This is a genomic window from Nocardioides sp. YIM 152588 (assembly GCF_040191335.1).
Classification (GTDB): domain Bacteria; phylum Actinomycetota; class Actinomycetes; order Propionibacteriales; family Nocardioidaceae; genus Nocardioides.
Genome location: NZ_JBEGDJ010000036.1, coordinates 18,374 through 42,966 on the forward strand (window position 1 = coordinate 18,374; position 24,593 = coordinate 42,966).

At 73.7% G+C, this 24,593-nt stretch carries 21 protein-coding genes and 2 tRNA genes; 8 read left to right on the forward strand and 15 right to left on the reverse strand.

All coding sequences use genetic code 11. From position 1 onward, the window contains the following. Positions 1-6 precede the first annotated feature (6 nt). On the forward strand, positions 7-642 hold the full coding sequence (locus ABLM29_RS15870; RefSeq protein WP_349715171.1) for a TetR/AcrR family transcriptional regulator: 636 nt from the start codon (positions 7-9) through the stop codon (positions 640-642). A gap of 75 nt (positions 643-717) precedes the next feature. Here ABLM29_RS15870 and ABLM29_RS15875 read toward each other — a convergent pair whose 3' ends face one another. Continuing rightward, positions 718-3,159, reverse strand: coding sequence for a malectin domain-containing carbohydrate-binding protein (locus ABLM29_RS15875; protein WP_349715173.1), 2,442 nt, complete (start codon positions 3,157-3,159; stop codon positions 718-720). Between the two features lie 333 nt (positions 3,160-3,492). Between ABLM29_RS15875 and gad the strand changes: the two genes are divergently transcribed. From gad to ABLM29_RS15905, 6 genes are all read left to right on the forward strand, one after another. Beyond that, positions 3,493-4,884 (forward strand): glutamate decarboxylase, encoded by a 1,392-nt coding sequence (gene gad / locus ABLM29_RS15880; protein WP_349715174.1) that lies wholly within the window; start codon positions 3,493-3,495, stop codon positions 4,882-4,884. An 11-nt stretch (positions 4,885-4,895) separates the two neighbouring features. Continuing rightward, a complete protein-coding gene (locus tag ABLM29_RS15885) occupies positions 4,896-5,549 on the forward strand; it encodes a hypothetical protein (protein WP_349715175.1) in 654 nt (217 codons plus the stop codon). A gap of 59 nt (positions 5,550-5,608) precedes the next feature. Beyond that, entirely contained in the window at positions 5,609-6,436 is an 828-nt protein-coding gene (locus ABLM29_RS15890) for a sterol desaturase family protein (RefSeq protein ID WP_349715176.1), read from the forward strand. Then, the gene (locus ABLM29_RS15895) at positions 6,436-7,119 is read left to right on the forward strand and encodes a lysoplasmalogenase (RefSeq protein ID WP_349715177.1); all 684 of its coding nucleotides are present in this window, start codon (positions 6,436-6,438) and stop codon (positions 7,117-7,119) included. Before ABLM29_RS15890 ends, ABLM29_RS15895 begins: the two co-directional genes overlap by 1 nt. Before the next feature lie 123 nt (positions 7,120-7,242). Then, entirely contained in the window at positions 7,243-8,841 is a 1,599-nt protein-coding gene (locus ABLM29_RS15900) for a hypothetical protein (RefSeq protein WP_349715178.1), read from the forward strand. Positions 8,842-8,878: 37 nt separating this feature from the next. Further along, positions 8,879-9,850 carry an NAD(P)-dependent alcohol dehydrogenase gene (locus tag ABLM29_RS15905; RefSeq protein WP_349715179.1) on the forward strand — a complete coding sequence of 324 codons (972 nt, stop codon included), beginning with the start codon at positions 8,879-8,881 and terminating at the stop codon, positions 9,848-9,850. 5 nt (positions 9,851-9,855) lie between these two features. Here ABLM29_RS15905 and ABLM29_RS15910 read toward each other — a convergent pair. The 10 genes from ABLM29_RS15910 to ABLM29_RS15955 all read right to left on the reverse strand — a co-directional run bounded on the left by ABLM29_RS15910 (position 9,856) and on the right by ABLM29_RS15955 (position 21,440). After that, a tRNA-Ile gene (locus ABLM29_RS15910) sits at positions 9,856-9,929 on the reverse strand. Positions 9,930-10,057: 128 nt separating this feature from the next. After that, complete coding sequence (locus ABLM29_RS15915; protein ID WP_349715180.1) at positions 10,058-11,011, reverse strand: alpha/beta hydrolase family protein; 954 nt, start codon at positions 11,009-11,011, stop codon at positions 10,058-10,060. A gap of 201 nt (positions 11,012-11,212) precedes the next feature. Next, a complete protein-coding gene (locus ABLM29_RS15920) occupies positions 11,213-12,943 on the reverse strand; it encodes an LCP family glycopolymer transferase (protein WP_349715181.1) in 1,731 nt (576 codons plus the stop codon). Positions 12,944-13,109: 166 nt separating this feature from the next. After that, on the reverse strand, positions 13,110-15,083 hold the full coding sequence (locus ABLM29_RS15925; RefSeq protein WP_349715182.1) for an efflux RND transporter periplasmic adaptor subunit: 1,974 nt from the start codon (positions 15,081-15,083) through the stop codon (positions 13,110-13,112). After that, the gene (locus ABLM29_RS15930) at positions 15,080-15,967 is read right to left on the reverse strand and encodes a DUF5666 domain-containing protein (protein WP_349715183.1); all 888 of its coding nucleotides are present in this window, start codon (positions 15,965-15,967) and stop codon (positions 15,080-15,082) included. The genes ABLM29_RS15925 and ABLM29_RS15930 overlap by 4 nt, the downstream gene beginning before the upstream one ends. 34 nt (positions 15,968-16,001) lie before the next feature. After that, positions 16,002-17,228, reverse strand: coding sequence for an ABC transporter permease (locus tag ABLM29_RS15935; protein ID WP_349715185.1), 1,227 nt, complete (start codon positions 17,226-17,228; stop codon positions 16,002-16,004). After that, complete coding sequence (locus ABLM29_RS15940) at positions 17,225-17,941, reverse strand: ABC transporter ATP-binding protein (protein WP_349715187.1); 717 nt, start codon at positions 17,939-17,941, stop codon at positions 17,225-17,227. The genes ABLM29_RS15935 and ABLM29_RS15940 overlap by 4 nt, the downstream gene beginning before the upstream one ends. Continuing rightward, positions 17,938-19,077, reverse strand: coding sequence for an efflux RND transporter periplasmic adaptor subunit (locus ABLM29_RS15945; protein WP_349715188.1), 1,140 nt, complete (start codon positions 19,075-19,077; stop codon positions 17,938-17,940). The genes ABLM29_RS15940 and ABLM29_RS15945 overlap by 4 nt, the downstream gene beginning before the upstream one ends. 192 nt (positions 19,078-19,269) lie before the next feature. Then, positions 19,270-20,733, reverse strand: a complete 1,464-nt coding sequence (locus ABLM29_RS15950) for a sensor histidine kinase (RefSeq protein WP_349715189.1) — start codon at positions 20,731-20,733, stop codon at positions 19,270-19,272. Beyond that, on the reverse strand, positions 20,730-21,440 hold the full coding sequence (locus tag ABLM29_RS15955) for a response regulator transcription factor (protein ID WP_349715190.1): 711 nt from the start codon (positions 21,438-21,440) through the stop codon (positions 20,730-20,732). The genes ABLM29_RS15950 and ABLM29_RS15955 overlap by 4 nt, the downstream gene beginning before the upstream one ends. A 138-nt stretch (positions 21,441-21,578) precedes the next feature. Between ABLM29_RS15955 and ABLM29_RS15960 the strand changes: the two genes are divergently transcribed. Next, entirely contained in the window at positions 21,579-22,193 is a 615-nt protein-coding gene (locus tag ABLM29_RS15960; protein WP_349715192.1) for a hypothetical protein, read from the forward strand. 14 nt (positions 22,194-22,207) lie between these two features. On the opposite strand, the gene ABLM29_RS15965 is transcribed toward ABLM29_RS15960, so the two are convergent. The 4 genes from ABLM29_RS15965 to dnaG all read right to left on the reverse strand — a co-directional run. Then, complete coding sequence (locus ABLM29_RS15965) at positions 22,208-23,197, reverse strand: phosphotransferase (RefSeq protein WP_349715194.1); 990 nt, start codon at positions 23,195-23,197, stop codon at positions 22,208-22,210. 120 nt (positions 23,198-23,317) lie between these two features. Then, positions 23,318-23,390, reverse strand: a tRNA-Asn gene (locus ABLM29_RS15970). A 151-nt stretch (positions 23,391-23,541) separates the two neighbouring features. After that, a complete protein-coding gene (locus ABLM29_RS15975) occupies positions 23,542-24,027 on the reverse strand; it encodes a hypothetical protein (protein WP_349715196.1) in 486 nt (161 codons plus the stop codon). Beyond that, on the reverse strand, positions 24,024-24,593 hold a 570-nt coding region (dnaG, locus tag ABLM29_RS15980; protein ID WP_502889248.1), incomplete at its 5' end, for a DNA primase. The genes dnaG and ABLM29_RS15975, both read right to left, overlap by 4 nt.

Sequence of the window (24,593 nt, forward strand, 5' to 3'; positions counted from 1 at the left end):
CGTCCCATGTCGACGACCGCGGAGGAGTCCACCAGCAGTCGCGAGCGGATCCTGGCCGCCGCCACCCGGCTCTTCGCCGAGCACGGGTACGACGCCACCAGCACGCGCGCGATCGGCGAGGCCGTCGGGCTCAACATCGCCACCGTCGCCTACCACGTCGGCGGCAAGGCGGACCTCTACCGCGAGGTGATGCGTCGGGCCCACCTGGCCCAGCGGGAGGTGGTCAGCACGGCGCTGACCGAGCTCGGCGCGGCCGGGCCGACCCCGGAGGAGACCCGGGCCGCCCTGCTCCGCTTCGTCGACGCCTACCTCGACTTCTGCCTGACCAACCCCGACGTGCCCGCCCTCTGGATGCGGCGCTGGCTCTCCGACGGGTCTGTCGCCGCCGAGGTGGAGGCCGAGTTCGCCGGCCCGCTCGCCGCGGAGGTGGGCCGCATCGCGCGCGAGCTGCTCGACCGGGCCGGGATGGCGCCCGAGCTCGACGTCGAGCTGCTCGTCTACACGATCGTCTGGACCTGCCACTCCTTCAGCCGTGGCGGCGTCGTCTCCCCCGCCGGCCAGCGGATGCGCACCACCGACCTGGTCATGCTCGAACGGTTCCGCAACCACTTGCACGCCGTCGTCGCCGGGGTGCTGGGCTGACGGTCGCCCGGTAACCCCGGACGCGGGCGTCGCCCGACGGTATGACCGCCGGGCGACGCCCTGTCCCGTCCGGACTCAGTTGCGGACCGTCAGCCCCGGGGCCGTCCAGTCGCGGCTGTCGTCCACCAGCTGCGGCGATCCGGTCACGCCGGGGCCGGGGGAACCGGTCGTGCCGGCGTCGAACGCGATCCGGTAGAGGTCCCCGGAGCCGCGCTCGGCGTAGTACAGCCAGCCACCGGAGAGGAACATCCCGCGGATGTTCGCGGCCGGCATCGCACCCGCCGACGCGTCGAAGCGGACCGCGCCCACGACCTCGCTCTCCGGGGTGAACCAGCGCCAGAACAGGCGCGGGTCGCCCGAGATCGTGTAGTAGATCCGGCTGGTGCCCGCGTCGTAGAACGCGCCCGTCACGCTCGTGGCGTCCGCCCCGAACCAGCCGTCGTACAGGTCCACGTTGCGCGGGCTGCCGAGCGAGCCGTTGACCGAGCGGGCCTTCAGCGTCCCGTCGGCCCAGGGCGTGTAGAGGGTGGTGCCGACCACGAACGCTCCCCGGGCCTGCCGGAAGGTGTCGTTGCCCGCCTGGCTCGAGGTCGCGCCGGGGTTGCCCGAGGCGTCCATCGGGGTGAGGCGCAGCTGGTCGGCCGCGGCGCCACCGCCACCGGTCGGGACCGACCGGTCGATGATCTCGATCCCGTTGATGAGCGGGTTCTCGGTCAGGTGCCCGAAGTCGATGTCGACCCCGTCCCCGTCCGCGGTGATGTCGAACGTCTCCACGAAGCCGACCCGGTCACCCTTGTAGTCGACCAGGTCGAGCGACGGCAGCACCAGGTCGCCGTCCACCGAGACGTCGAAGACGCGCTGGCCCACGCTCGAGGTGCAGGTGCACTGGTTGGCGAGGTAGAGGCGCACCCGCAGCTCGGCCCCCGGGGTGGCCGGGAAGTTCCAGGCCATCTCCGGGTCGCCGTTCGGGTCCCAGCGCTCGCTGAGGAAGAGCGAGGCCGGCGCGCCGTCGTCGGCCGAGTTCGGGAACGAGGGGTCGAGGGAGACCGAGGTGCTCCAGCCCGAGGCGTTGCTGCCACCGTTCCGGTACGGCGAGGAGCCGCCGTTGTCGGCCTCCCAGTCCGGACCGTCGTCGGAGCTGAGCAGCGCCGGCCCGCCCGCGTTGACCCGGTACAGCACCGACGGGTCGGCGGAGGCGCCGGCCGCGCCCAGCTGGACGACGGTGCCGGGCAGCTCCGGGACGGTGACCGGCGGGATCGACGCGCCGCCGGCGAGCGGCAGGAACGCGATCCGCTTGCGGCGCTCGCCGCCGATCCGGTTCGTGTCCGAGCCGACCCAGATACCGTCGTCGGTGGCCAGCATGTCGAAGACGCCCACGCCCCGGGCACGTCCCGGGTTCCAGGAGAACGGGAGGCCCGTCTTCGGGTCCATCGCCACGATGCCGTCCCGCGGCACCGCGCCCGGGCCGGCCGCGTCGCCGGCGTAGGGGTTGTTCAGCCAGCGCATGTGGCCGCCGGCGTAGATCGCCGTGCCGGTGCTGATCACCTCGTAGGTGGTGTCACCGCCGGTGTGGTCGATCCAGGTCGGCTCCTGGGCGCCGCCCGTGCGGTCGGTCTCCCAGCGGGTGATCGTGTCGCACAGGCTGTTCGCGCCGCGGTAGGCGCCGGTCGTGCTGACCACGAAGTACTCGCCGTCGGGCGAGAAGTCGAGGTCGCGCATGTAGGTGTTGAAGACGCCCGCGCACTCGTTCGGGAAGCGGTCCGTCGCCCAGCTGGCGACGGTCGAGGACTGGCCGCTGGTGTCGAGCATGACGATCTGGTGGCGCGGCTGGTTGTCGACCGTGGCGAAGTTGCCGATCGCGACCACGCGGGTGCCGTCGGGCGAGACCACGAACTTGTTGACCACCGTGCTGCCGCCGTTGTTGACGCCGGCGAAGGTCGGGGTCAGCGTGCCGGTGAGGTTGCCGTTCGAGGCGTTGACGCTCGCCATCTTGACCCGGTCCTGGCCGGAGACCTTCGTGAAGCCGCCGGCGATCCACACCTCGCCGTCGACCAGCTTCAGGTCGTTCACCTTGCCGGTGATCCGGCCGGGATCGAAGGAGTTGACCACGTTGCCGTTGTTGACGTTGAGCCGGACCAGCTTGCGGTGGCTCGCCCCGTTGACGTTGTTGAACCGGCCGCCGACGTACACGGTCGTGCCGTCGCCGGCGGAGGCGAGCGCCTCGACGGGCCGGTCCACGTTCGGGGAGAAGCCCGTGATGATCGCCCCCGTCGTGGCGTTGAACGCCAGGATCCGCGGCCTGTTGTAGGTCGTGCCGCCCTGCGTGACCGAGGAGAACGTGCCGCCGAGCACGATCGTGTTGCCGACCTGCGCGATCGCGAGCACCCTCCCCTGGTTGACGTCCGGCGTGAAGTTCGCCGGGTTCTCGCTGACCAGCGTCGGCTGCTGCTGCGACGCCGACGCCGGCGCCGGTACGTAGCCCAGAGCCGAGAGGGCGACGCCGATGGCTGCTGCCATCGCGAGCACGCGATTGCGCATGTGAATACCCCGTTTACCCCGTTGGTTCGTCTGCTGCTGTGATGAAGCCGACCGATACCCCCGACAATCCTGTGCCGACCGGCCGTTCTCCGACCCGATCACGAACTGAGGTCGCGGGCCATCACCACATCTGGGCATCCGGTCTAGTCGGGCTGGGCACATGTGGCCGTCCGGCGCGGCAGATCGACCTCGGGCGGCCTGTCGGCGCTGCGCACCGGGTCGGTGGACCCTGGTGCTGGCCGGGGCCGGCGCCTTGAATGCGAGGTGGGCCGGCGCCGGGTCGGCCGTCCGGCACCCGAGCTCGGGGGAACCATGGTCCACCACCACGTGCGCAACGACGACGCCATCGCACCCGCCTACGCCGGCCGCTTCACGCGGCAGGAGATCCCCAAGAACCGGATGCCCGACGGCGAGGTGACGCCGATGGCGGCGTACCGGCTCATCCACGACGAGCTGCTCCTCGACGGCAGCTCGCGGCTCAACATGGCCACGTTCGTGACCACCTGGATGGAGCCCGAGGCCCAGCTGCTGATGGCCGAGTCCTTCGACAAGAACATGATCGACAAGGACGAGTACCCCTCGACAGCGGAGATCGAGCGGCGCTGCGTCAACATCGTCGCCGAGCTGTTCCACGCCCCGGCCGACGGGCTCGCCGACGGCTCCGACGCGATCGGCGTCTCGACCGTCGGGTCCAGCGAGGCGGTGATGCTCGGCGGGCTGGCGATGAAGTGGCGGTGGCGCCAGCGCCGCGAGGCGGCCGGGCTTCCCACCGACCGGCCGAACCTCGTGATGGGCTCGAACGTGCAGGTGGTGTGGGAGAAGTTCTGCCGCTACTGGGACGTCGAGCCCCGCTACGTCCCGGTGGCCCACGACCGCTACGTCGTCGACCCAGACGACGTCATCGCGCGCGTCGACGAGAACACGATCGGGGTGGTCCCGATCCTCGGCACCACCTACACCGGCGAGTTCGAGCCGATCGGCGAGATCCACGACCGGGTGGTCGCCTGGAACACCGCGCACAAGGCGGACGTGCCGCTGCACATCGACGCGGCCAGCGGCGGCTTCGTGGCGCCGTTCCTGGTGCCCCACCTGGAGTGGGACTTCCGGCTGCCGCAGGTGAAGTCGATCAACGTCTCGGGGCACAAGTACGGGCTGACCTACCCCGGCATCGGCTTCGTCGTCTGGCGCTCCGCCGAGGAGCTGCCCGAGGAGCTGATCTTCCGCGTCAACTACCTCGGCGGCGACATGCCGACCTTCACTCTCAACTTCTCGCGGCCCGGCAACCAGCTGGTCGGGCAGTACTACAACTTCGTGCGGCTGGGCCGCGACGGCTACACCCGGATCATGGAGACGCTGCGCGACGTGGCGCAGTCGCTGGCCGCGGGGATCGCGGACCTGGGGCCGTTCACCGTGGTCAGCGACGGCACCGACATCCCGGTGGTGACGTTCCGGATGGCCGACGACGCGGCGCCCTACACCGTCTTCCACGTCTCCGACGAGCTGCGCAAGGGCGGGTGGCAGGTGCCGGCCTACACGATGCCCGCCGACGCCACCGACGTCGCCGTGCTGCGGATCGTGGTCCGCGAGGGGTTCAGCATGGACCTCGGCGAGCGGCTGCTGGACGCGCTGCGCGGTGCCGTGGCCCACCTGGACGCGGCCCCGCCCGGAACACCCGCGCCGAGCTCCGGGTTCAGCCACACCTGATCGAGGCGAACGTGCGCTGGCGACGCCCACCGACCTGGGAGCCCTCCAGCCTGGCGTGGTGGGTCGCCACGCTCTTCCTCGGCGGCTCGACGCTGTTCGCGCTCGGGTCGCTGCCGGCGTACGCCGCCCGGCTGGATCCCCCGGCCGTCGGGATCACGTTCGTGGTCGGCGCCGTGCTGTTCACCGCGGCGGCGGCCGGCCAGCTGGTCCAGGTCTCGGGCGGTGCCCGGGTCTGGGCGCCTCGGGTGCGGGGCGCCGTATGGATCGCATGCTGGGTGCAGCTCGCCGGCACGTTGCTGTTCAACGTCAGCACGATCGACGCGATGGTCACCACCTTCGACGTGCACGAGGTCAACCGCCTGGTCTGGGCGCCCGACCTCCTCGGCTCGATCGCGTTCCTGGTGGCCAGCCACCTGGCGTGGCTCGCCGTCCGCGGGCGGCCCTGGCGCGCGCGGCGCGAGGACCCCGACTGGTGGGCCGCCGTGCTGAACTACCTCGGATCGGTCTTCTTCATGGGATCGGCCATCGGCGCCTTCACCCTCGAGACCACCGGGGAGCCGCTCAACCTGGTGCTGGTCAACGGCGGCACCTTCCTCGGCGCGGCCTGCTTCTGGGCCGGCGCGTGGGTGCTGCTGCCGGCGCCGCGCCGGGAGCTCGCCCCCTGACCCACGACTCAGTGTGACCTCCGTTACTCTTCGGTCACTTCGAGACGAGAGGGGGCGAGGTGCCCGCACTGCCCGACGTGGTGACCTGGTCGATCCCGGGATTCATCCTGCTGATCCTGGTGGAGGTGGTCTCCTACCGCTTCCACGGCGACGACGACGAGATGGGCTACGAGCCCCGCGACACCAGCACCAGCCTGGCCATGGGACTGGGCAGCATCGCCTTCGACATCATGTGGAAGATCCCGATCCTGGCGATCTACGTGCTCGTCTACGAGCTGACGCCGCTGCGGATCGAGCTGACCTGGTGGACCTTCCCGCTGCTGCTGCTCGCCCAGGACTTCTTCTACTACTGGTCCCACCGCGGCCACCACGTGATCCGGATCCTGTGGGCCTCCCACGTCGTCCACCACTCCAGCCAGCGGTTCAACCTCTCCACCGCGCTGCGCCAGACCTGGACCGGGTTCAGCTCGTTCGTCTTCTACCTGCCGATGATCGCCCTCGGAGTGCACCCCGGCGTGCTGGCGTTCTGCCAGTCGATCAACCTCGTCTACCAGTTCTGGATCCACACCGAGCGCGTCGACCGGCTGCCGAGGCCGTTCGAGCTGCTGCTCAACACCCCCTCGCACCACCGCGTCCACCACGCCTCCCAGGGCAGCTACCTCGACCGGAACTTCGGCGGCATCCTGATCGTCTGGGACCGCCTCTTCGGCTCGTTCGCGCCCGAGGTCGAGCGCTGCCGGTACGGCCTGACCACGAACATCGAGACCTACAACCCGGTCCGCGTCGCCTTCCACGAGTACGCCGCGATCGGCCGCGACCTGCGCGCCGCGAAGGGGCTGCGGGCCCGCGCCGCGCTGCTCGTCCGGCGCCCCGGGTGGAGCGCGTGATGCGCCGCGGGTTGCTGACGGCGTACGCCGTCGTCGCGGTCGCCAACGTCGTCGGCCAGCTGCTGGAGGGCGACCTGCTCGGCCAGGTCACCAAGCCGCTGCTGGTGCCGCTGCTGCTGGCACTCCTGCTGGCCGGCGTCCCCGACCGGTCCACCCGGCTGGTCCGCGCCGCCGCCGTCGCCCTGGTCTTCTGCTGGCTCGGCGACCTGGCCCTGATGGGCGGCGACGACTGGTTCCTCGTCGGGCTGGGCGCGTTCCTCCTCGGCCAGGTCGGCTACTGCACCGCGTTCGCGACGACCTGGGCGCGCAACCCCCTCCGGGAGCGCAAGGCGCTGGCGCTCCCGTACGTCGGCTGGTGGGCGCTCCTGCTCGTCGCGCTCGGCCCCGACCTCGGCGGGCTGATCGCACCGGTCGCCGTGTACGGGGCGGTGCTGTGCACGATGGCCGCGCTGGCGCTGGGCGTGCACCGGCTCACCGCGGTCGGGGCGGCGTGGTTCGTGCTCTCCGACAGCCTCATCGCGGCGACCTCGCTCTCGGACCGGTTCGCCTTCGACGCCTCCGGCGCGGCGGTGATGGCGACGTACACGCTCGGCCAGGCGCTGATCGTGTGCGGCGTGGTCGCGGTGGCGGGACGGCGTACCGAGCCGGTGGAGGCGGCGGCCGCCGCCGCGGGCGGCCGCTAGCCGGGCCCGGGCGGACGGCGCCGGTACGAATTCTGGGTATCACCCCGCCGAACTGCCACCGGCGGGCGTCGCGGGGCCCCTACGTTCATCGGGCGGACCCGACCGACGACGCAGGAGCCCCCCATGCGCCCCGAGCCCCGCCGCCACCCCGTCCCCCGCTGGTCCCGGATCGGGGCCGGTCTCGCCGCCCTGGTCGCGGTCGCGCTGGCGACGACGGTCCTGACCACCGTGCCGACCCGCGCGGCCGGGCCACCGCCGCTGGAGGTCGCCCTCTACCCGGACGACCTCCACGTGGCGTACGGCGGCCACCTCTACTTCTACGCCGACGACGGCGTGCACGGCCGCGAGCTGTGGCGTACCCGCGGGACGGCCGCGTCCACCGGGATGGTCGTCGACACGAACCCGGGCAACGCCTCGTCGCACTCCCCCTACGAGGGTCTGGTCGCCACCGACGACGGTCTGATCCTGGTCGACGGCACCGGTGACGTCGGGATCGACTTCGCCCGGCTCGAGCTGGGCGGCGGCGCGCCGACGATCGATCCGATCGTCGACTCCTTCTCGCTCTCCCGCCACCAGCACATCGCGACGCTCGGCGACCGAGCGCTGTTCGCCAGCGGCACGAGCAACGACCTGCTGGTGCTCGACGCCGGGGACTCGTCGGTGTCGCGCGTGGGCCAGGTCCGCTTCCTCTCGGGCAGCCTCGGTGGCGCGGTGCTCGACGGTCGCGCCTACTTCGTCAGGTCGATCGGCTCCGGCGCCGACATCCGATCGGCGCTCTGGCGCTCCAACGGCAACGCGGGCGCGACGACGCAGGTCTTCGACTTCCGAGGGATCGACGGCTCCGACGCCTGGGATCCGGTCGAGATCGTCGCGACCTCGGATCGCGTCTACTTCACCGTGGAGAAGACCGCCAGCGACTACCAGCTGTGGAGCACCGACGGCACCACCGGTGGGACCACGAAGGTGGCCGACCACCGTGCCACGCACCTGCGCACCATCGGGAAGCGCCTCTACTACCGGCGCTACGACGGCGCCACCGACCGGGCCGAGCTCTGGACCAGCACCGGCACCGGGTCGGTGCGGCTCGCCGCGGCGCAGAGCCTCAGCGACCCGACGCCGGTCGCGAAGCAGCTCGCCTTCATCAAGAACGGCGCGATCTGGCGCACCCGCGGCACGCGCAGGACCACGATCAAGACCCACGGCGGCATCTACGCGCAGCAGATCACCTCGGCCGATCCGGGCACCCAGCAGGTCTTCTACCAGGGCACCCAGGGGATCGAGATCGGGCTCGCCTGGCAGTCGGGGCAGTGCCTCGGCACGGCGCGGAAACTGGGCCAGTACCCCACGATCCACCTGCCGATGTGGGCGGTCGGTGGCCGGCTGTTCGCCACCCGGTCCCGCACCGGGAGCGGGGACTACCTGCCGATCTTCCGCCAGATCAAGCCCCGGCGCCCGGTGATCAAGGCCGTCGACGGTCCCCGGCTCACCGGCCCCGGCAAGCCGGGCACGAAGCTGCGCCTGCGCCCGGGCCGCTGGAAGCCCTCGACCACCACGCTCGCCTTCCGCTGGCTGGTCAACGGCAAGCGGGTCAAGGGGGCGAGTGGCAAGCGCTTCCCGGTCCGCCGCGCCCACCGCGGCAAGCGGGTGCAGGGACTCGTGCTGGCGACGGCGCCGTGCGCCAAGCCGGTGAAGGTGCGGACCAAGGCCGTCCGGGTCAGGTGAACTGGGGGTCGGCAGACCCACGAATGAGAGGGACGACATGAGGGGAACCATCCAGACCGGGTTCGGCGAGCCCCGCGACGTGCTGAGGGTCGACGAGGTCCCCGCCCCCGAGATCGACGACGACGGCGTACTGGTGCGCGTCCGCGCGGCGTCCATCCACATCGGGGCCGTCTACGGCGTGCGGGGGCTCCCGAAGGTCATGCGCCCCATGTTCAAGTCGTTCATCGCCAAGAGCGGCGTGATCGGGCAGAACATCGCCGGGGTGGTGGAGTCCGTCGGCGCGAACGTCACGGGCGTCGCCGTCGGTGACGAGGTGTTCGGCTCCTGCAAGGGAGCCTTCGCCGAGTACGCCGCCACGACGCCGGACGCCCTGGCCCCGAAGCCGGCCAACCTCACGTTCGAGCAGGCCTCGGCCGTCGGGGTGTCGGCCTTCACCGCGCTGCAGGCGCTGCGCACGCACGGCCAGCTGCGCGAGGGTCAGCACGTCCTCGTCACCGGCGCCTCCGGCGGCGTCGGGACGTTCGCCGTCCAGATCGCGAAGGCGACGGGCGCCGAGGTGACCGGCGTCTGCAGCACCCGGAACCTCGACCTGGTCCGGTCCATCGGCGCGGACCACGTCATCGACTACACGCAGCAGGACTTCACCACCGGCGACCCTGCGTACGCGCTCATCCTGGACAACGTCGGGGCCCATCCGCTGAAGGACATGCGACGCGTGCTCACCCCTGACGGGCTGCTCCTGGCCAACGGGGCACCGGCCCCGACCGGGTGGGTGGGCGGCCTGGGCCACCCGCTCAAGGTCACCGTCGCCTCCCTGTTCTCCCGCCAGCAGGGGCGCCCCTTCCTGTCCATGGAGAACGAGGAGGACCTCGCCACGCTGCGGGAGCTGGCGGAGACGGGGAAGATCACCCCGGTCATCGACCGGGTGTTCCCGCTCGACGACGCCGTCGAGGCGATCGCGTACGTCGGCGCGGGGCACAACCGGGGAACGTCGGTCATCACGATGTGACCGAGTAGGGCGGGTGGGGCTCGAACCCACGACCCAAGGATTATGAGTCCTCTGCTCTGACCGACTGAGCTACCGCCCCGCGGGGCTCAGTGGCACCGCACCGGTGCAGGGTACCGGCGCCCGGCCCCGCCGGCGCACACGGGCGGAAGGTCGGCCGTGGCCGGTGCGGGTGGAGGCCCCAGCGATGCGCCCTCCACCCGCTCCGGGTCAGGGGGCCGAGGTGACGGTGACCTGGCCGTCCGCCGCGTCGCCGGTCGAGTACACGTAGGTCGCCGCGGACGCGTCACCCAGCTGGGCACGCAACCACAGTGCTGCCCACCGCCCCGCCGCCTCGATGCTCTGTGCCTGGGTCAGCGCCTGCGGGCCGACCTCGGCCTCGGCGCCCGAGGGGTTCTGGACGTCGGTGATGCCGTAGTGGTTGGCCCCGGTCAGCCTCACGATCTGCTTGGGGCCGTTGGCGATGACGCCGTAGGTGCTCTCGGCCTGCGCCGGCTCGGCCATGCCGTCCGACTGGCCCTGCACGAGCTGGACGGGGATCAGGTTGTCGATCGCCGGGTAGAAGCCCAGGATCTCGTTGTTCGTGCCGTAGAACGACCCGGCCTTGACCTCGGGCGGCAGGGAGAAGGTCAGCTTCGTGCAGAACGGGATCGAGCACGCGCCCTCAGCGATCGACAGGCCGGTCGCCCCGCCGAACGAGTGGCCGAGGAGAACCATCGTGTCGGTGTCGATGTGGCCGGCCAGCGGCGAGGCCGCCGTGGCGTTCTCGGTGTCCATCCAGGCGAGCGTCTCGCCGACCTGGCTCGTCGAGGTGTAGTAGTCCACGTCGACGAAGTTGAGGCGCTTGTGGTTGGGCGTCAGGACGACGAAGCCGTACGACGCGACCGTGGCGGCGTACTGGCTGTAGTACTGGCGGTGCACCTTGCCACCCTGGAGCAGCAGAGCGACCGGAAGCTCGCCGGTGACGCCGGTCGGGTAGTAGACCGTGGTGCCGTCGTTCACGATCTTGCTCTGGTAGCTGGAGACAGGGACGGGCTGGAGGGGCGTGACGCCGTCCGCATGGGCGGCGGGCGTCGCGCCGATCGGCGCGGCGAGCGCGGCGACCGCGAGGGCGAGCGTGGCGAGGACCGCGCGGAGGCGGGACGAGCGAGCCATTCGGGACATTCGGGACCACCTTTTCTAGATGATATATCCGATATTCACGCCGCAGCGTGCCGCACGGCTCACGGGCGCCGCCAGGTCGGGTCTCGACATGTGGCGCAGGCAGCGCGCAGGTGCGCACCGCCGCCGACGCGCGACCCCGGCCGCGACGGCAGCCGGCGCTCAGCGGCAGGCGCTCAGCGGCAGGCGCTCAGCGGCAGGCGCTCAGCGGTAGGCGGCGTCGCGGGCGAGCGCGTCCTCGACGGTCTCGCCGGTCGGGGCGTAGGCGCAGGCGTCCTGCGGGTCCTCGGTGACCTTCGGCTCCCCCGTGGAGGCGGCGGCCTTGCGCTTGGCCGCCGGCGCCAGCGCCTTCTGCACGGTCTCGTGGACGTAGTCGAAGTCCGGGTTGGCGGAGGAGAAGTTCGCCGACGTCTTGAAGACCACCGACTTCATCTTCTTGCCCTTGACGTCGAGTGCGAGGTCAGCGAACGCCGAGCCCAGCTCGCGCGGGATGTCGGTGTAGACGATCTCCTTGCCCGCCTGGACCAGGTCCAGGTAGCGCAGCAGCAGGCTGCCCGGGTCCGCGGCGTCGACCAGCGCGTCGACCATGCACCGCTGCCGGTCCATCCGCTCGTAGTCGTCCGAGCCCCAGCGGCCACGGGCGAACCACAGCGCCTGGAACCCGTTGAGGCTCTGGTTCGCGCCGGGGGCGAGGTAGTCGCTCGGCGGGACGCCGGCGGAGGTGTCGCCGCCGATCGCGATCGGCTCGTTGATGTTGACCGTCACGCCGCCCATGGCGTCGACGACCTCCTTGAAGCCCTCCAGGTTGACCAGCACGTAGTAGTCGACCGGGATGCCCAGGGTGCCCTCGACCGCCTGCTTGATCGCGTCCGCACCCTCGTTCGAGCTCTCCCCCAGCACGCCCGGGTGGGCGGCGGGGATGTTCCGGTAGACGGCGTTGAGCATGTAGTTGCCGTCCGCGGAGTCGCCGTTGGTGAAGCCGTAGGGGTACAGGTCGCGCAGCGGGCTGCCCTCCGGGAACTGCGCCCCGGAGAGGTTGCGCGGGAGGCTGAACGTGACGGCCTTGCCGGTGGTGGTGTCGATGCTCAGCAGGATGATGCTGTCGGTGCGGACGCCGTCGCGACCGTCGCCGCCGTCGCCGCCGAGCAGCAGCACGCTGACCCGGTCGCGCCCCTCCCACGGGTTCTCCTCGGGGAGGTCCGGCACCGTGGCCGTGACGTTGTCGTCGAAGACCGTGGTCACGAGGTCGGCGGTGGCCAGCGCGTACTGCGCCACCCGCAGCACCGGGGCGGCGACCACCAGGCAGATCAGCACCACCGCGACGTTGCCGACGGCCGTGTGCCAGCGCGGGCGCTGGCGCGGTCTCAGCAGCCGGTACGACGTCCACACGATGCCGACCCAGAGCACCAGCACCGTGCCGAGCAGGACCGCGGCGACGGTCAGGGCCGCCGGGTCGAAGACGAAGTCGAGCGCGCGGCGCCAGTCGCGGCCGAAGTACCAGGCGACCAGACCCATCACCGTCGCCCAGCCGCCGACGACGAGCCAGCCGGCCGCGCGGCGCCCGGTGTAGAGGTAGCCCGATCCCGGCACCAGCGCGCCGAGGAGCGTCATGCCGAGGGTCCCGCCCAGGCCGCTGACGCGGCGCTGACGCGGGCGCAGCGCGCGGCGCCCGCCGCGGGGACGCTCGTCGGAGACCTCGGCGACCTCGGCGACCTCGGCGACGCCGGCGGCCGGCCCGCGGGCGACGACCTCGTGCCCGCGCAGCGCGCGGCGCCCACCCTTGGCGTGGCTGCGACGCACCCGCCGCCGGTCGCGCCGGGAGAGCCGGACCGAGCGCGGCGCGCGCCGGGCTCCGCCGGGGCGGGGGCGCTCGTCGTCGGTCATCGGAACCTCGGGCAGGAAGTAGGCAGGGGCGGGCAGGGCGGTGGGGAGCATCGGTTCCGCGCGGGCCCCCGCCGCGCCGAGTCATGCCGGACGCGGGACCACACCATCGGCCCCGCGCCGCCTAGAGGGTACCGAGCGCGGGCGCCTCCCGCCGCATCCTCCGCAGCGTTGGGTTCACCACCCGACTGGTCGTCGTGGGTCGGTCACCTCGGGCCGGTCAACCGCGACCCCCGCCGGGCATGCCGCCGACGCCGCCGCTGGGAGGGCCGCCGAAGCCGCCGTTGCGGCCCCCGGGGCCGGCACCCTGCCCCGACGAGTCGTCGCCGGACGGCAGGTCCGCGTCGAGGTCGGCCAGCACCACGTCCTGGCCCGGTTCGAGGCCGTCGAGGATCTCGACCGTCGAGGCGCCGACGATCCCGGTGGTCACGCGGACCCGGGTCGTCGTGCCGGCGTCGAGCACGGTCACGGTGCCGTCGCTCACGGCCGAGACCGGGACCGTCACCGCGTCCTCGGCGGTGCCGATGAGCACCGATGCCGAGACCGGCATGCCGAGCGCCGGCGTCCGGTCGGCCGCGTCCAGGGTGAGCACCACCGGGTACGTCGTCGAGCCCGTCGTCGAGCCCGACGTCGACCCGCTGCCGCTCGGCACGTGGTCGATCCGCGAGACGGTCGCCGTGATCGGCTCCGGGGAGCCGGCCGGGGTGACCTCGACGGCCTGGCCGGGCTCGAGCTGGCGGGCCTGCGCCTCGGTCGCCGCGATCTCGACCGTGGTCAGCCCGCGGCCGACCAGCACGGCGACCTGCTGGCCGGAGGAGACCTCGTCTCCCTCGGCGACGTCGAGGGAGACGATCCGGCCGGCGGCGGGCGCGGTGATCTCCGCCCGCTCCAGGGCCTGCCGTGCCTCCACCAGGGTCGCCCGCGCCGCATCGATCCGCGCCTGGTCGCGTGCGAGGGTGGCCGCGGTGACGGCCACCGTGCCGACCGCGCCGCCCTGGGTGGTCGCACCCGACGTGCCCGACGCTCCCGACGCTCCCGAGGTGTCGGTGGCCGAGCCCGATCCGGCGGAGCCGCTGTCGGAGCCACTGCCGGAGCCGGCGTCCGTGGGCTCGGAGGTCGGGTCGCCGGAGGGCTGACCCGAGTCGCCGCCCGTGCCGCCGAGGATCCCGGCACCCATCGTGAGGGTGCCGCCGAGCTCGGTCAGCGCGGTCTGGAGCTCGTCCTGCGCGCTCGCGACGTCCGCCTGGGCCGACCGGACGGCCTGCAGGGCCTGGCTGCACTCCGTGCTGATGCCGTCGGCGTCAGTGTCGTCGGCGTCGGTGTCGTCGGTGTCGGTGTCGTCGGCGTCGGTGTCGTCGGCGTCGGCGTCGTCCTCAGCGTCGCCCTCGGCGTCGTCGGCGTCGGTGTCCCCCGCGCCGTCCGCGTCCTCCTCCGACCCGTCGGCGACGTCCCCCGCATCGGTGTCGTCGCCGGCGACCGGGCACACGGCCTGCTCCGTCGCGAGCGCCTCGTCGGCCGTCGCGATCGCCGCGCCGGCCGCCGACGAGGCGGCGATCACCGCCTCCTGCTGCGCGCGCAGGGTCGCCAGCACCTCCGCCAGCTGCCCGGACTGGTCAGCCTGGCCGCCCTGCCCCGGCTGGCCGGACCCGCCGGACGCGCCGGGGTCCTCGGCGTCATCGGAGCCGGTCGGGGCCGTGTCGCCGGACTGACCGGTCGGGCCGGCGGAGCTCCCCGTGCCGCCGGTGTCGCCCGTGGCGCCGGCGCCGGCGCCGGTGGCGGTCGAGACCGCCTCCGTCACCGCCTCGACCTGCGCCTCCTCGTCGGACTCCAGCTGGGCCCGCGCCGCGGCCAGGTCGGCGCGCGCCGAGGTCACCGCGGCCTCGAGGGCGGTCCGGTCGAGCCGGATGAGGACCTCGCCCTTCCGCACCCGATCGCCCTCCTCGACGGCGACGTCGGCCACCGTGCCGGAGGTCGACGCCGTGAGGTCGACGCGGCCCGTCGAGGCGACGGTGCCGGTCAGTGCCAGCCGCTGCTCGATGTCGCCGAGCGTCGTCGACGCGAGCCGGTACGACGGAGCGTCGGTCGCGACGGCGCCGTACCCGGCCCACGCCGTGGCGCCGACGGCCAGCACCGCGAGCGGCGCCACCAGCCGGCGCCGGGCCGGCAGGCGCAGCGGGATGCGGAGCCGGCTCACTGGGTGGCCCCGTCGGGCCGGCCGCGGCCGCCGAAGCCGGTGGTGCAGGCGCCGTCGACCGGGTCGCTCACCGAGATCCGGTCGGCGGCGACGGCGCCCGTGTCGTCGGCCTCACCGGTGGCCACGACGCAGCGCCCGACCTTGAGGGCCTTGGCGGTCGCGCTGGCCTGCAGCGTGTAGGTCGTGTCCGCGTCGACCGTGACCTCGACCGACGAGGCGTCCGCGCCGGGGAACGTGGACTCGACCGTGAAGCCGCCGGCGGTCACCGCGCTGACCTGCCCCGCGGTGCCGAACCCGCCGGGCTGTCCGCCGGGCAGGTCGGTCGGCATCCCGTCGGGGAGGTCGCTCGGCCGGTCGGTCGGCATGCCCTCGGGCAGGTCCGTCGGACGCTGGCCGTCCCCGCCCGGCCCGCCGGGGCCACCGCCCATCCCGGCCGTTCCGGCGCCGCAGGAGCCGTCGTCGGCGGGCTGGGTGATGCTGACGGTGGCGGCCGCGACGGTGCCGTCGGTGCCGTCGGTGCCGTCCGCCGAGTCGTCCGCGCGCACGGTGACGCACGCCCCGACCTCGACGTCCCCCTGAGCCGCCTCGACCTGGTCGGTGACGGCGGTGCCGTCGGCGACGGTCACGGCCACCTGGCCGCTCTGGTCGTTCTGGACCTGCAGGACGTCGCCGGAGACGGCGGCGATCCGGCCGAACGCTCCGGGCAGCCGGCCATCCGCGCCCTGCTGGTCACCCGCGCCCTGCTGGTCGGCGCCGACCGCGGCCTGGTCGGTGGTGGCGGCCTCGGCGTCGTCGGACCCGCACCCGGCGGCGAGGACCGCGACGACGGCGAGGCCGGCGGTCACGGCGGCGAGACGGGCGGGACGGGCAAGGAGGAGATGCATGGGTGCTCCTGGGGAGTGGGTGGGAGGAAGGGGTTCACTCGCTGCGCAGGGCGTCGATCGGCGTGAGCCGCGCGGCCCGCGAGGCGGGGTAGACGCCGAAGCCGACGCCGAGCGCCAGCGCGGTGCCGAGCGCGGCCAGCGTGGCGAGCGCCGAGAGCGAGACCGGTTGGTCGATCAGCCCGGGCAGCACCTGCGCGCCGACCACGCCGATCAGCACGCCGAGCACGCCGCCCGACAGGCCGAGCAGCGACGCCTCGACGAGGAACTGCCGCCGGATCACCGCCGGGGTCGCGCCGAGCGCCTTGCGCAGGCCGATCTCGCGGATCCGCTCGGTGACCGAGACCAGCATGATGTTCATGACGCCGATCCCGCCGACCAGCAGCGAGATGCCGGCGACGCCGGCCAGCAGCACGGTCATCGTGCGGTTCGTCTCGTTGGCGGTCGCGACGAGGGACTCCTGGGTGGAGATGCTGAAGTCCGCGTCGGAGGCGGCCACCCCGTGCCGGGTCAGCAGCATGGCCTCGACCTCCTGGTAGGCCGCGGAGAGGGTGCCCTCCCCCGCCGCCTCCACGTAGATCGTGGACACCGAGTCGTCGGTCGCGCCGGTGATCGCCTTCGCGGTGCCGATGGGGAGCACGACCAGGTCGTCCTCCGAGGTGCCGCTGGCCGAGGCGCCCGAGGCCTCCAGCACGCCGATCACGGTGACGGTCGCGCCGCCCACGGTGACGGTCCCGCCGGTCGGGTCCTGGCCGCCGAAGAGCTCGCTGGCCGTGTCCGGCCCGAGCACGGCGACGGGCGCGGCCTCGGCGACCTCGGCCTCGCTGAAGAACCGGCCGCTGCCCAGCACACGGGTCCGCACGTCGGGCCACGCGGTGGTGGTGCCGACGACCGTGGACGTCCAGTTCGTCTCGCCGTTGACCAGCGAGAGCATCGTGGAGGTGGTCGGCGCGACCGCGGCGACGTCCGGCGCCGCCGTACCGTCGCCGATCGCGGCGGCGTCGGCCAGGGTCAGCGTGGACGCCGAGCCGAACCCGCCGCGCATGCCCGAGGAGTCGGTGCTGCTGCCCGGAGAGACGATCAGCAGGTTCGAGCCGAGCGCGTCGATCTGGTCCTTGACCTGCTGCTGCGCTCCCTGGCCGAGCCCCACGGTGAGGATCACCGAGGAGATGCCGATGACGATGCCCAGCACGGTCAGCACCGAGCGCATCCGGCGGGCCCGGATGGCCGCGGCGCCGGTCCGCAGCGTCTCCCACCAGCTCATCGGACCGCCCCCGCCGCGCTCGTCGGGTGGTCCTCGGTGATCAGGCCGTCGCGGATCACGAGGTTCCGGGCGGCGCGATCGGCGACGTCGTGCTCGTGGGTGATCAGCACGATCGTGCGGCCGGCGGCGTGCAGCTCGTCGAGGAGCGCGAGCACGTCGCGGGTCGACGCCGAGTCGAGGTTGCCGGTCGGCTCGTCGGCCAGCACCAGGTCCGGCTCGGTGACCAGCGCCCGGGCCACGGCGACCCGCTGCTGCTGACCGCCGGAGAGCTCCCCGGGCCGGTTGTCGACGCGGTCGCCCAGCCCGACGCGCTCCAGCGCGGCCACCGCCCGGTCGCGGCGCTCGTGGCGCGGTACCCCCGCGTAGACCAGCGGCAGCTCGACGTTGCGCCAGGCCGGCAGCGTGGCCAGCAGGTGGAACTGCTGGAAGACGAAGCCGATCCGGCGGTTGCGGACGCCGGCCAGCTGCGCCTCGCTCATCGTCGAGGTGTCCTCGCCGGCGAGGTGGTAGGTGCCCTCGGTGGGCAGGTCCAGGCAGCCGAGCAGGTTCATCAGCGTCGACTTGCCGGAGCCCGACGGACCGATCACGGCGACGTACTCGCCCTCGTCGATGCGCATGTCGATGCCGCGCAGCGCCTCGAACTCGATGGAGCCGGAGCGGTAGGTCTTGCGGACCCCCGCGATGTCGATGATCGGGGTGGTGCCGGCGGTCACTGGCCGCCACCGCCGGGGAAGTCGCCGGGCATGCCGCCGCCGAAGTCGGGCATCTCGCCCCCGCCGGGGAAGCCGCCCTGCTGGTCGCCCCGGTTCCCGCCGGTGCCGTCGTTGCCGCCGGGGACCGAGAAGCCGGGCACCTGGACGACGTCGCCCTCCGCGAGGCCGGAGACCACCTCGGTGGTCGCGCCCAGGGTCTGGCCGATCTCGACGGCGGTCCGGACCGCGGCATCGTCGACGACGAGGTCGACGTAGGTGCCCTCGTCGTCGCTCTGCACCGCCCGGGTCGCGACGGTCAGCACGTCGGGGGTCTGCTTGACGGTGATGCTCGCCTCGGCGGAGACACCGGCGTAGAGGTCCTCGCGCTTGCCGGTGACCTCGATCGTGACCGGGAAGACGGCCGCACCCGAGGAGCTGGTCTGCGCGATCGCGCCGACCTCGGCGACGGTGCCGTAGACGGTCTCGTCGACGCCGCTGACGGTGACCTGGGCCTGCAGGCCCTCCTTGATGCTGTCGACGTCCGCGCTGGCGACGGTCGCGTCGACGACGTACCGGCCGGTGGAGACCACCGACACGGCCGCGACGGACGTGATGGAGCCGCTGGTGCTGGCACCGCTGCTGCCCATCGAGGAGCCGCTCCCGACGGCGTCGCCCACCGCGAGGTCGACCGAGGCGACCGTGCCGCGCAGGGTGGCGCGCAGCACGGCGTCCTCGACGTCGGCGCGAGCCTGGGTCAGCGCGCTGCGGGCCGCGACGACCGCGGCCTCGTCGGCGGCGATCTGGGTGTCGGAGGCGTCGCCGTCCTCGTCCTCCTCCAGCTGAACCAGGGCGGCGCTGAGCGCGCTCGACGCCGCGGTCCGGGCCGCGACCAGCGCGGTGTCGTCGACCGCTGCCAGGCGGTCGCCGCGCCGGACCTCGTCACCAGGCGCGACGTAGACCGCCGTCACGGTGCCGCTGACCGCGAAGTCCAGGTCGGCGGTGGCCGCCGCGGCGAGCGTGCCGCTCGCGGCGACGGTCTCCGTCACGGTCTCCAGCGAGACGGTCGCCGTCACCGGCGACGCGGCCGCCGCGGGCTCGTCGCGCAGCAGCAGCCAGGCGCCGAGGGCGCCGCCGGTCGCGACGGCGAGGACCAGCACCACGACCAGGGTCCGGCGCCTGCGGGGGCCACGGGGGCGGAGTTTCAGGAGCAGCGTCGAAGGACTCACGGGCGCAGACCATGTCGGTACGACCTGTGCCGTCGCTCGGCCGAACCTGTGAGGACACTGTGACGAGGGCGCGGGTCGGCAGAAAGTCCCTGCCGACCCCGCGCCCGGCGCGCCGGGGCCGCGTCAGTCCGTGCCGGGTCGCGGCCCCCGCGGCAGGGTGACGGCGATCCGGGTGTCCCCCGGCTCGCTGCGCAGCTCCACGGTGCCCCCGTGCGCACTGACGATCGCCTTGACCAGCGACAGCCCCAGGCCGGCGCCGCCCTCGCGGTGGCGTGCCGCGTCGCCGCGGGTGAACCGCTCGAAGGCGGTGGCGACCAGGTCCGGCGGGAAGCCCGGCCCGTCGTCGCGCACCTCGAAGCCCTGCGGGGTGACCGCGACCGTCACGGTGGTGCCGGCCGGCGTGTACTTGCGGGCGTTCGTCAGCAGGTTGGTCAGCACCTGGTGCAGCCGCAGCTGGTCGCCGACGATCTCCACCGGACCGTCCTCGGGCAGCTCGACCCGCCACCGGTGGTCGGGGGCGAGGACGCGCGCGTCGGTGACCGCCTCGACGGCCAGCCGCGTCAGGTCGACCGGCTCGCGCAGCAGCGGCCGCCCGGCGTCGAGCCGGGCCAGTAGCAGCAGGTCCTCGACCAGGGCGGTCATCCGCGCCGACTCCTCCTCGACCTTCGCCAGCGCGGTCCTGCTCGTCTCCGGGTCGTCGCGGCGCCGGGCCAGCTCGGTGTAGCCGGCGATCGTCGTCAGCGGGGTGCGCAGCTCGTGGGAGGCGTCGGCGACGAACTGCCGCACCTGCTGCTCGCTGCGGTGCCGCGCCTCCAGGGAGTCCTCGACGTGGTCCAGCAGCGCGTTCAGCGCGGCGCCGACCTGACCCGCCTCGGTCCGCGGGTCGGTGAGCCGCTCGGGCACCCGCTCGGTGATCGCGATCTCCCCCGAGGCCAGCGGCAGCTCGGCGACCGCGTGCGCGGTGCCGGCCACCTCGTTGAGGGGCCGCAGCTGGCGCCGTACGACGACGGTGCCCGCCGCCCCGGCGACGAGCACGCCGAGCAGGCCCAGCGTCAGCTCCCAGCGGACCAGCGAGGTGACGGCGGCGTCGACGTTCGTCAGCGGGAGGCCGACGATGGCGTCGCACCCCTCGGTCAGGGTGGCGGACCGGACGCGGTAGCTGCCGTGGCCGGGCACCTCCACCTCGCGCACGTCGGAGTCGGCCGCGTCGCCGAGCAGTGCCAGCGCGTCATCGTCCAGGAAGTCCCGGCTCGCCTGGCCCTCGCCGCTGTCGACGAGCACGAAGCCGATGTCGCCGCAGCTCCCGACCACGGCGGTGAGGGTGCCCACCTGCTGCCCGCGGACGTCGGGGATCGCGTCGATGTCGGTGCGCGGCCCGGGGAAGCCCGGCCCCGGCCCGGTCGCGCGGTTCAGCGCGTCGACCACCTCGGCGTCCAGGCGCCCGGTCAGGTAGCCGCGCATCGCGACCGCGGTCGCACCCGCGACCAGCACCGAGACGACCGCGACCAGGGCGACCGCCGTGATCACCAGCCGCGTGGTCAGGGTGCGCGGGACCAACCGGTCCCAGCGCCCGCGGAGGCGACTCACGCCGGCGGCTTCAGGACGTAGCCGGCGCCCCGCATCGTGTGGATCATCGGCTCACGGCCCGCGTCGATCTTCTTGCGCAGGTAGGAGATGTAGAGCTCGACGACGTTGGCCTGCCCGCCGAAGTCGTAGTTCCACACCCGGTCGAGGATCTGCGCCTTGCTCAGCACCCGGCGCGGGTTGCGCATCAGGAAGCGCAGCAGCTCGAACTCGGTGGCGGTCAGGTTGACCTCCTCGCCGTCGCGGAACACCTCGTGGCTGTCCTCGTCGAGGGAGAGGTCCCCGACGACCAGCGTCGAGCCGGTGCGCTCGGCGGCGACGCCCGCCCGGCGGACCAGCGCGCGCAGCCGGGCCACGACCTCCTCCAGCGAGAACGGCTTCGTCACGTAGTCGTCGCCCCCGGCGGTGAGGCCGGCGACGCGGTCCTCGACGGCGTCGCGGGCGGTCAGGAAGAGGACCGGTACGGCGGGAGAGGTGGACCGGATCCGGCGCAGGACCTCCATCCCGTCGAAGTCGGGCAGCATCAGGTCGAGCACCACCACGTCGGGGTCCATGCCCCGCGCCGCGGCGACGGCCTGGGACCCCGTCTGCGCGATCTCGACGGTCCAGCCCTCGTAGCGCAGCGCCATGGCGAGCAGCTCGGCGATGTTGAGCTCGTCGTCGACGACGAGGGCTCGCAGTGGGGATCCGTCCTGGCGCGCGTCGGTCATGGCCTCACTCTCTCTGAACCTGCTGTGCAACCGCTGTGCAGCAGTCTGTGTGTTCCCTGTGAGACTGCCATCACTCCTCACGGCGGGTCCACAGGTGCGACCCAGGCTGCCCACAGCGTCCGGACGGAGGCTGGAAACATGTCCGACAAGAACGCCGATCAGCCGATGCAGCCTGACAGCCCGGACCAGCCGACGCAGCCCGTGCGGCCGGCCGGCGCCCAGCCCACGCCGAACGTGCCGCCCGCGCCCGCCGCGGAGCACTCGGAGCCGGCCGAGCCCGCCGAGCCCGCCGAGCCCGCCACTGAGCCTGCCGCGTCCGAGGCCACCACGTCCGAGGTCGCCGCGGGAGCGCCGCCGGTGCCGCCGGCCGGCGCCGTGCCCTACACCCCGGCGCCCGGGGCCGCGGGCGCTCCCCCGCAGCCCCCGAAGACCCGCCTGCGCGACCGCGCCTTCCGCGCCCGCTCCGTGGCCGCGGTCGGCATCGCCGGCCTGGTGCTCGGCGCGGCCGGCGGGGCCGGGATCACCTACGCCGTCGCCGGCGGCGACGACGGGCCCGGCCGCGGCTTCGACGGACCGGGCTTCGGCGCCGGGTGGGACGGCCCCGGACGCGGCGGCCAGGATGGCCGGTTCGACCAGGACCGCGACCAGGACCGCGACCAGTACCGGGACCAGAGCGGCTCCGGCAACGGCTACGGCCCCGGCGACGGCGGGTCGTCGAACAACGACGGCTCCGCCAACGGCGCCGACTCCTGAGCCTGCCCGCCCGGCTAGGTCTGGCTGACCGGAGCCGCGAGCTCGGTCAGCCAGCCGGCCGGCGCGTCGCCGTACTCGGCCGCCTCGGCGTCCGTCATCGTGCGCACGCACCGGCGCCACGCCTCCGCCTTCGCGACGCAGGCCAGGCGCAGCGCCGCCGGCAGCGCGCGGCGCAGCGCCGCCGCCGGGGCCAGGTCGGACCACACCTCGAGCGCCGAGTCGGCGACCCGTTCCAGCCTCGGGTCGCCGGCTCCGGCTTCCAGGCGCTGCCCCGCGACCCGCAACGGCACCATCAGCGCCCCGAGCGGCTCGGCGACCACGGCGTCGGCGAAGTCGAAGAACCGCAGCGCGCCGCCGGCGGGATCCGCGACCACGTTGTTGTCGTGCAGGTCGTTGTGGTTGACAGTGAGCGGCAGCCCGAGCGCGGCGACCTCGTCCGCCCAGCGCCCCACCAACGGCAGCAGACCGGTCAGGCGCTCGGCGTCCGCGGGCTGGAGCCGCCGGGGATCGCCCGCCGGCAGCGCCGCGAGCCGGCCCACCGCGTCGGCGACGTACGTCGTCGCGTCCTCGGGCCGCAGGGCATCGATCGGCAGCTCGTCGACGACGGCGAGCGCGGCCCGCTGCAGCGCGGCGCCGTCCGCGACCAGGCGGCACCACTGCCCGACGTCGCCGGGGTCACCGGTCTCCCGGAGCGTGGGCCCCAGGTCCTCGGTGAGCAGCAGGTCCTCGGCCGCGTCCGCGGCGACCACGGGCACGACCAGCTCCGGCGCGACCGCGGCCAGCGCCGCCATCAGGGCCGCCTCGTGCGCCTGCCCCGGGCTGTTCTGCTTCGCGTACCACCGGCCGCCCGGCAGCGTCGCGCGCCACAGCGTCGACCACGGCCGCGTCCGCACCGGCTCGACCCGGGCGTCCGCGCCGAGCGCGCCGGCGACGAAGGCGCGCAGCCGCTCGGCGAACTCCTCGCCCGCCCACACCGCACTGGTCCAGCCCGTCGCGGTCCTCACCCGGGCAGCCTCGCCCACCGCAGCCGGCATCTCCACCTGATTTCCCGCGGCTGACCGGGGCTCCGCGTGGAAAACGGCGAGATCCCGCCGACCTGACGCCCGGCGGGATCTCGTTCCCTGCTCCCCCGGTTGGACTCGAACCAACAACCCTGCGATTAACAGTCGCATGCTCTGCCAGTTGAGCTACGGGGGATCAGCGGCGATCTCATCGCCGCGGCGACCAAACATTAACAACTGCCGGGCGCTGGGAAGAAATCGGGGCCACTCCCCCAGTCCGGCGCGGCCCGAGCCCCGGTTCGGGGTGCCCCGAGTGCCTGTTCGGGCTGCCCCGAGCCCCGGTTCGGCTAGGCGCCGACGTCCTCGCGGGCGGTCGCCAGGGCCGCGTCCACCACCGCGCCGACCCGCGGGTCGGTGGGGTCCAGCCCCTCGTCGTACTCGACGAAGAAGGCCAGGGCGCCCGTGCCGGACGGCGGGCGGCGCGCGAGGACCCGGGCGCCGCCGAGGCCCGGCACGACGACGTGGCGCTGGAGCACGATGCTGGCCGTCACCCGCTCCCGCACCAGCTGGAGCAGGAGGCCCGCGTCGGCGAGCCGGCGCTCGTGCACCGGCTGCGGCTCGCCCCACGGGGCGAGCTCGGTGACCCGCAGCAGCGAGGACTCCTCGTCCCACTCCGCCGAGGCCACCCGCTCCCACGGGACGCGCCGCGGCAGGTAGAGCGCCTGCCGGGAGCCGCCCACCGCGCCGTTCTCGCCGGTCGCCCAGGCCAGCACGCGCTCACCGGCCGCGACCTCCAGCGGCGGTGGCGCCGACGACCGGCGGCGGAGCCTCACGCGGACCCGGCGATCCGGTCCCGGAGCAGCCGCCGGTGCTGCTCGAGGGCGGCGAGGTCGGCGAAGAGCTGACCGTACTGCGCCGCATCGGTGGGGTCGGTGCGCTGGAGCTTCGACTTCACGTCGGCGATCTTGCGCTGCGTGCTCATCTCCAGCAACCGGAAGACGTGCCCGGCCACGTAGCCGGCGTCCGGCTCCTTGGCCGCGCGGATCGGCTCGACGGCCAGCTCGGTGATCGCCGACGCGAGCCGGACGTCCCCGGCGCCGTCGCGCAGCGTCGCCGCCCAGGCCGGGTCGCCGCTGCCCGCGGCCGGGCCGCCCGCCGCCGCGACGGCGCCCCACACGGCCGCGTACGTCGGGTGGCTGAAGTCCCCGCCGCTGATCTCGGCGGTGGTCCGGCCGATCGCCATCGGGTGCTGCAGCACCAGCTTCAGCGTCTCCCGCTCGATCGCGAACCGCGGGTCGCGCGGGTCGGGCAGCACCTCCCGCGGCGCCGCCGGCTCGGCCGGTGCCCCGCCGGGCGCGGGCCTGTCCTGGCGCCGGTCCTGCCGCCGGTCGGGGCGCCC

Excerpts from the sequence above, each read along its gene's own strand:
- ABLM29_RS15870 (WP_349715171.1), top strand. The coding sequence starts at position 7 with ATGTCGACGACCGCGGAGGAGTCCACCAGCAGTCGCGAGCGGATCCTG.
- ABLM29_RS15875 (WP_349715173.1), bottom strand. The coding sequence starts at position 3,159 with ATGGCAGCAGCCATCGGCGTCGCCCTCTCGGCTCTGGGCTACGTACCG.
- gad (WP_349715174.1), top strand. The coding sequence starts at position 3,493 with ATGGTCCACCACCACGTGCGCAACGACGACGCCATCGCACCCGCCTAC.
- ABLM29_RS15895 (WP_349715177.1), top strand. The coding sequence starts at position 6,436 with ATGCGCCGCGGGTTGCTGACGGCGTACGCCGTCGTCGCGGTCGCCAAC.
- ABLM29_RS15900 (WP_349715178.1), top strand. The coding sequence starts at position 7,243 with ATGCGCCCCGAGCCCCGCCGCCACCCCGTCCCCCGCTGGTCCCGGATC.
- ABLM29_RS15905 (WP_349715179.1), top strand. The coding sequence starts at position 8,879 with ATGAGGGGAACCATCCAGACCGGGTTCGGCGAGCCCCGCGACGTGCTG.
- ABLM29_RS15915 (WP_349715180.1), bottom strand. The coding sequence starts at position 11,011 with ATGTCCCGAATGGCTCGCTCGTCCCGCCTCCGCGCGGTCCTCGCCACG.
- ABLM29_RS15920 (WP_349715181.1), bottom strand. The coding sequence starts at position 12,943 with ATGCTCCCCACCGCCCTGCCCGCCCCTGCCTACTTCCTGCCCGAGGTT.
- ABLM29_RS15930 (WP_349715183.1), bottom strand. The coding sequence starts at position 15,967 with ATGCATCTCCTCCTTGCCCGTCCCGCCCGTCTCGCCGCCGTGACCGCC.
- ABLM29_RS15935 (WP_349715185.1), bottom strand. The coding sequence starts at position 17,228 with ATGAGCTGGTGGGAGACGCTGCGGACCGGCGCCGCGGCCATCCGGGCC.
- ABLM29_RS15955 (WP_349715190.1), bottom strand. The coding sequence starts at position 21,440 with ATGACCGACGCGCGCCAGGACGGATCCCCACTGCGAGCCCTCGTCGTC.
- ABLM29_RS15960 (WP_349715192.1), top strand. The coding sequence starts at position 21,579 with ATGTCCGACAAGAACGCCGATCAGCCGATGCAGCCTGACAGCCCGGAC.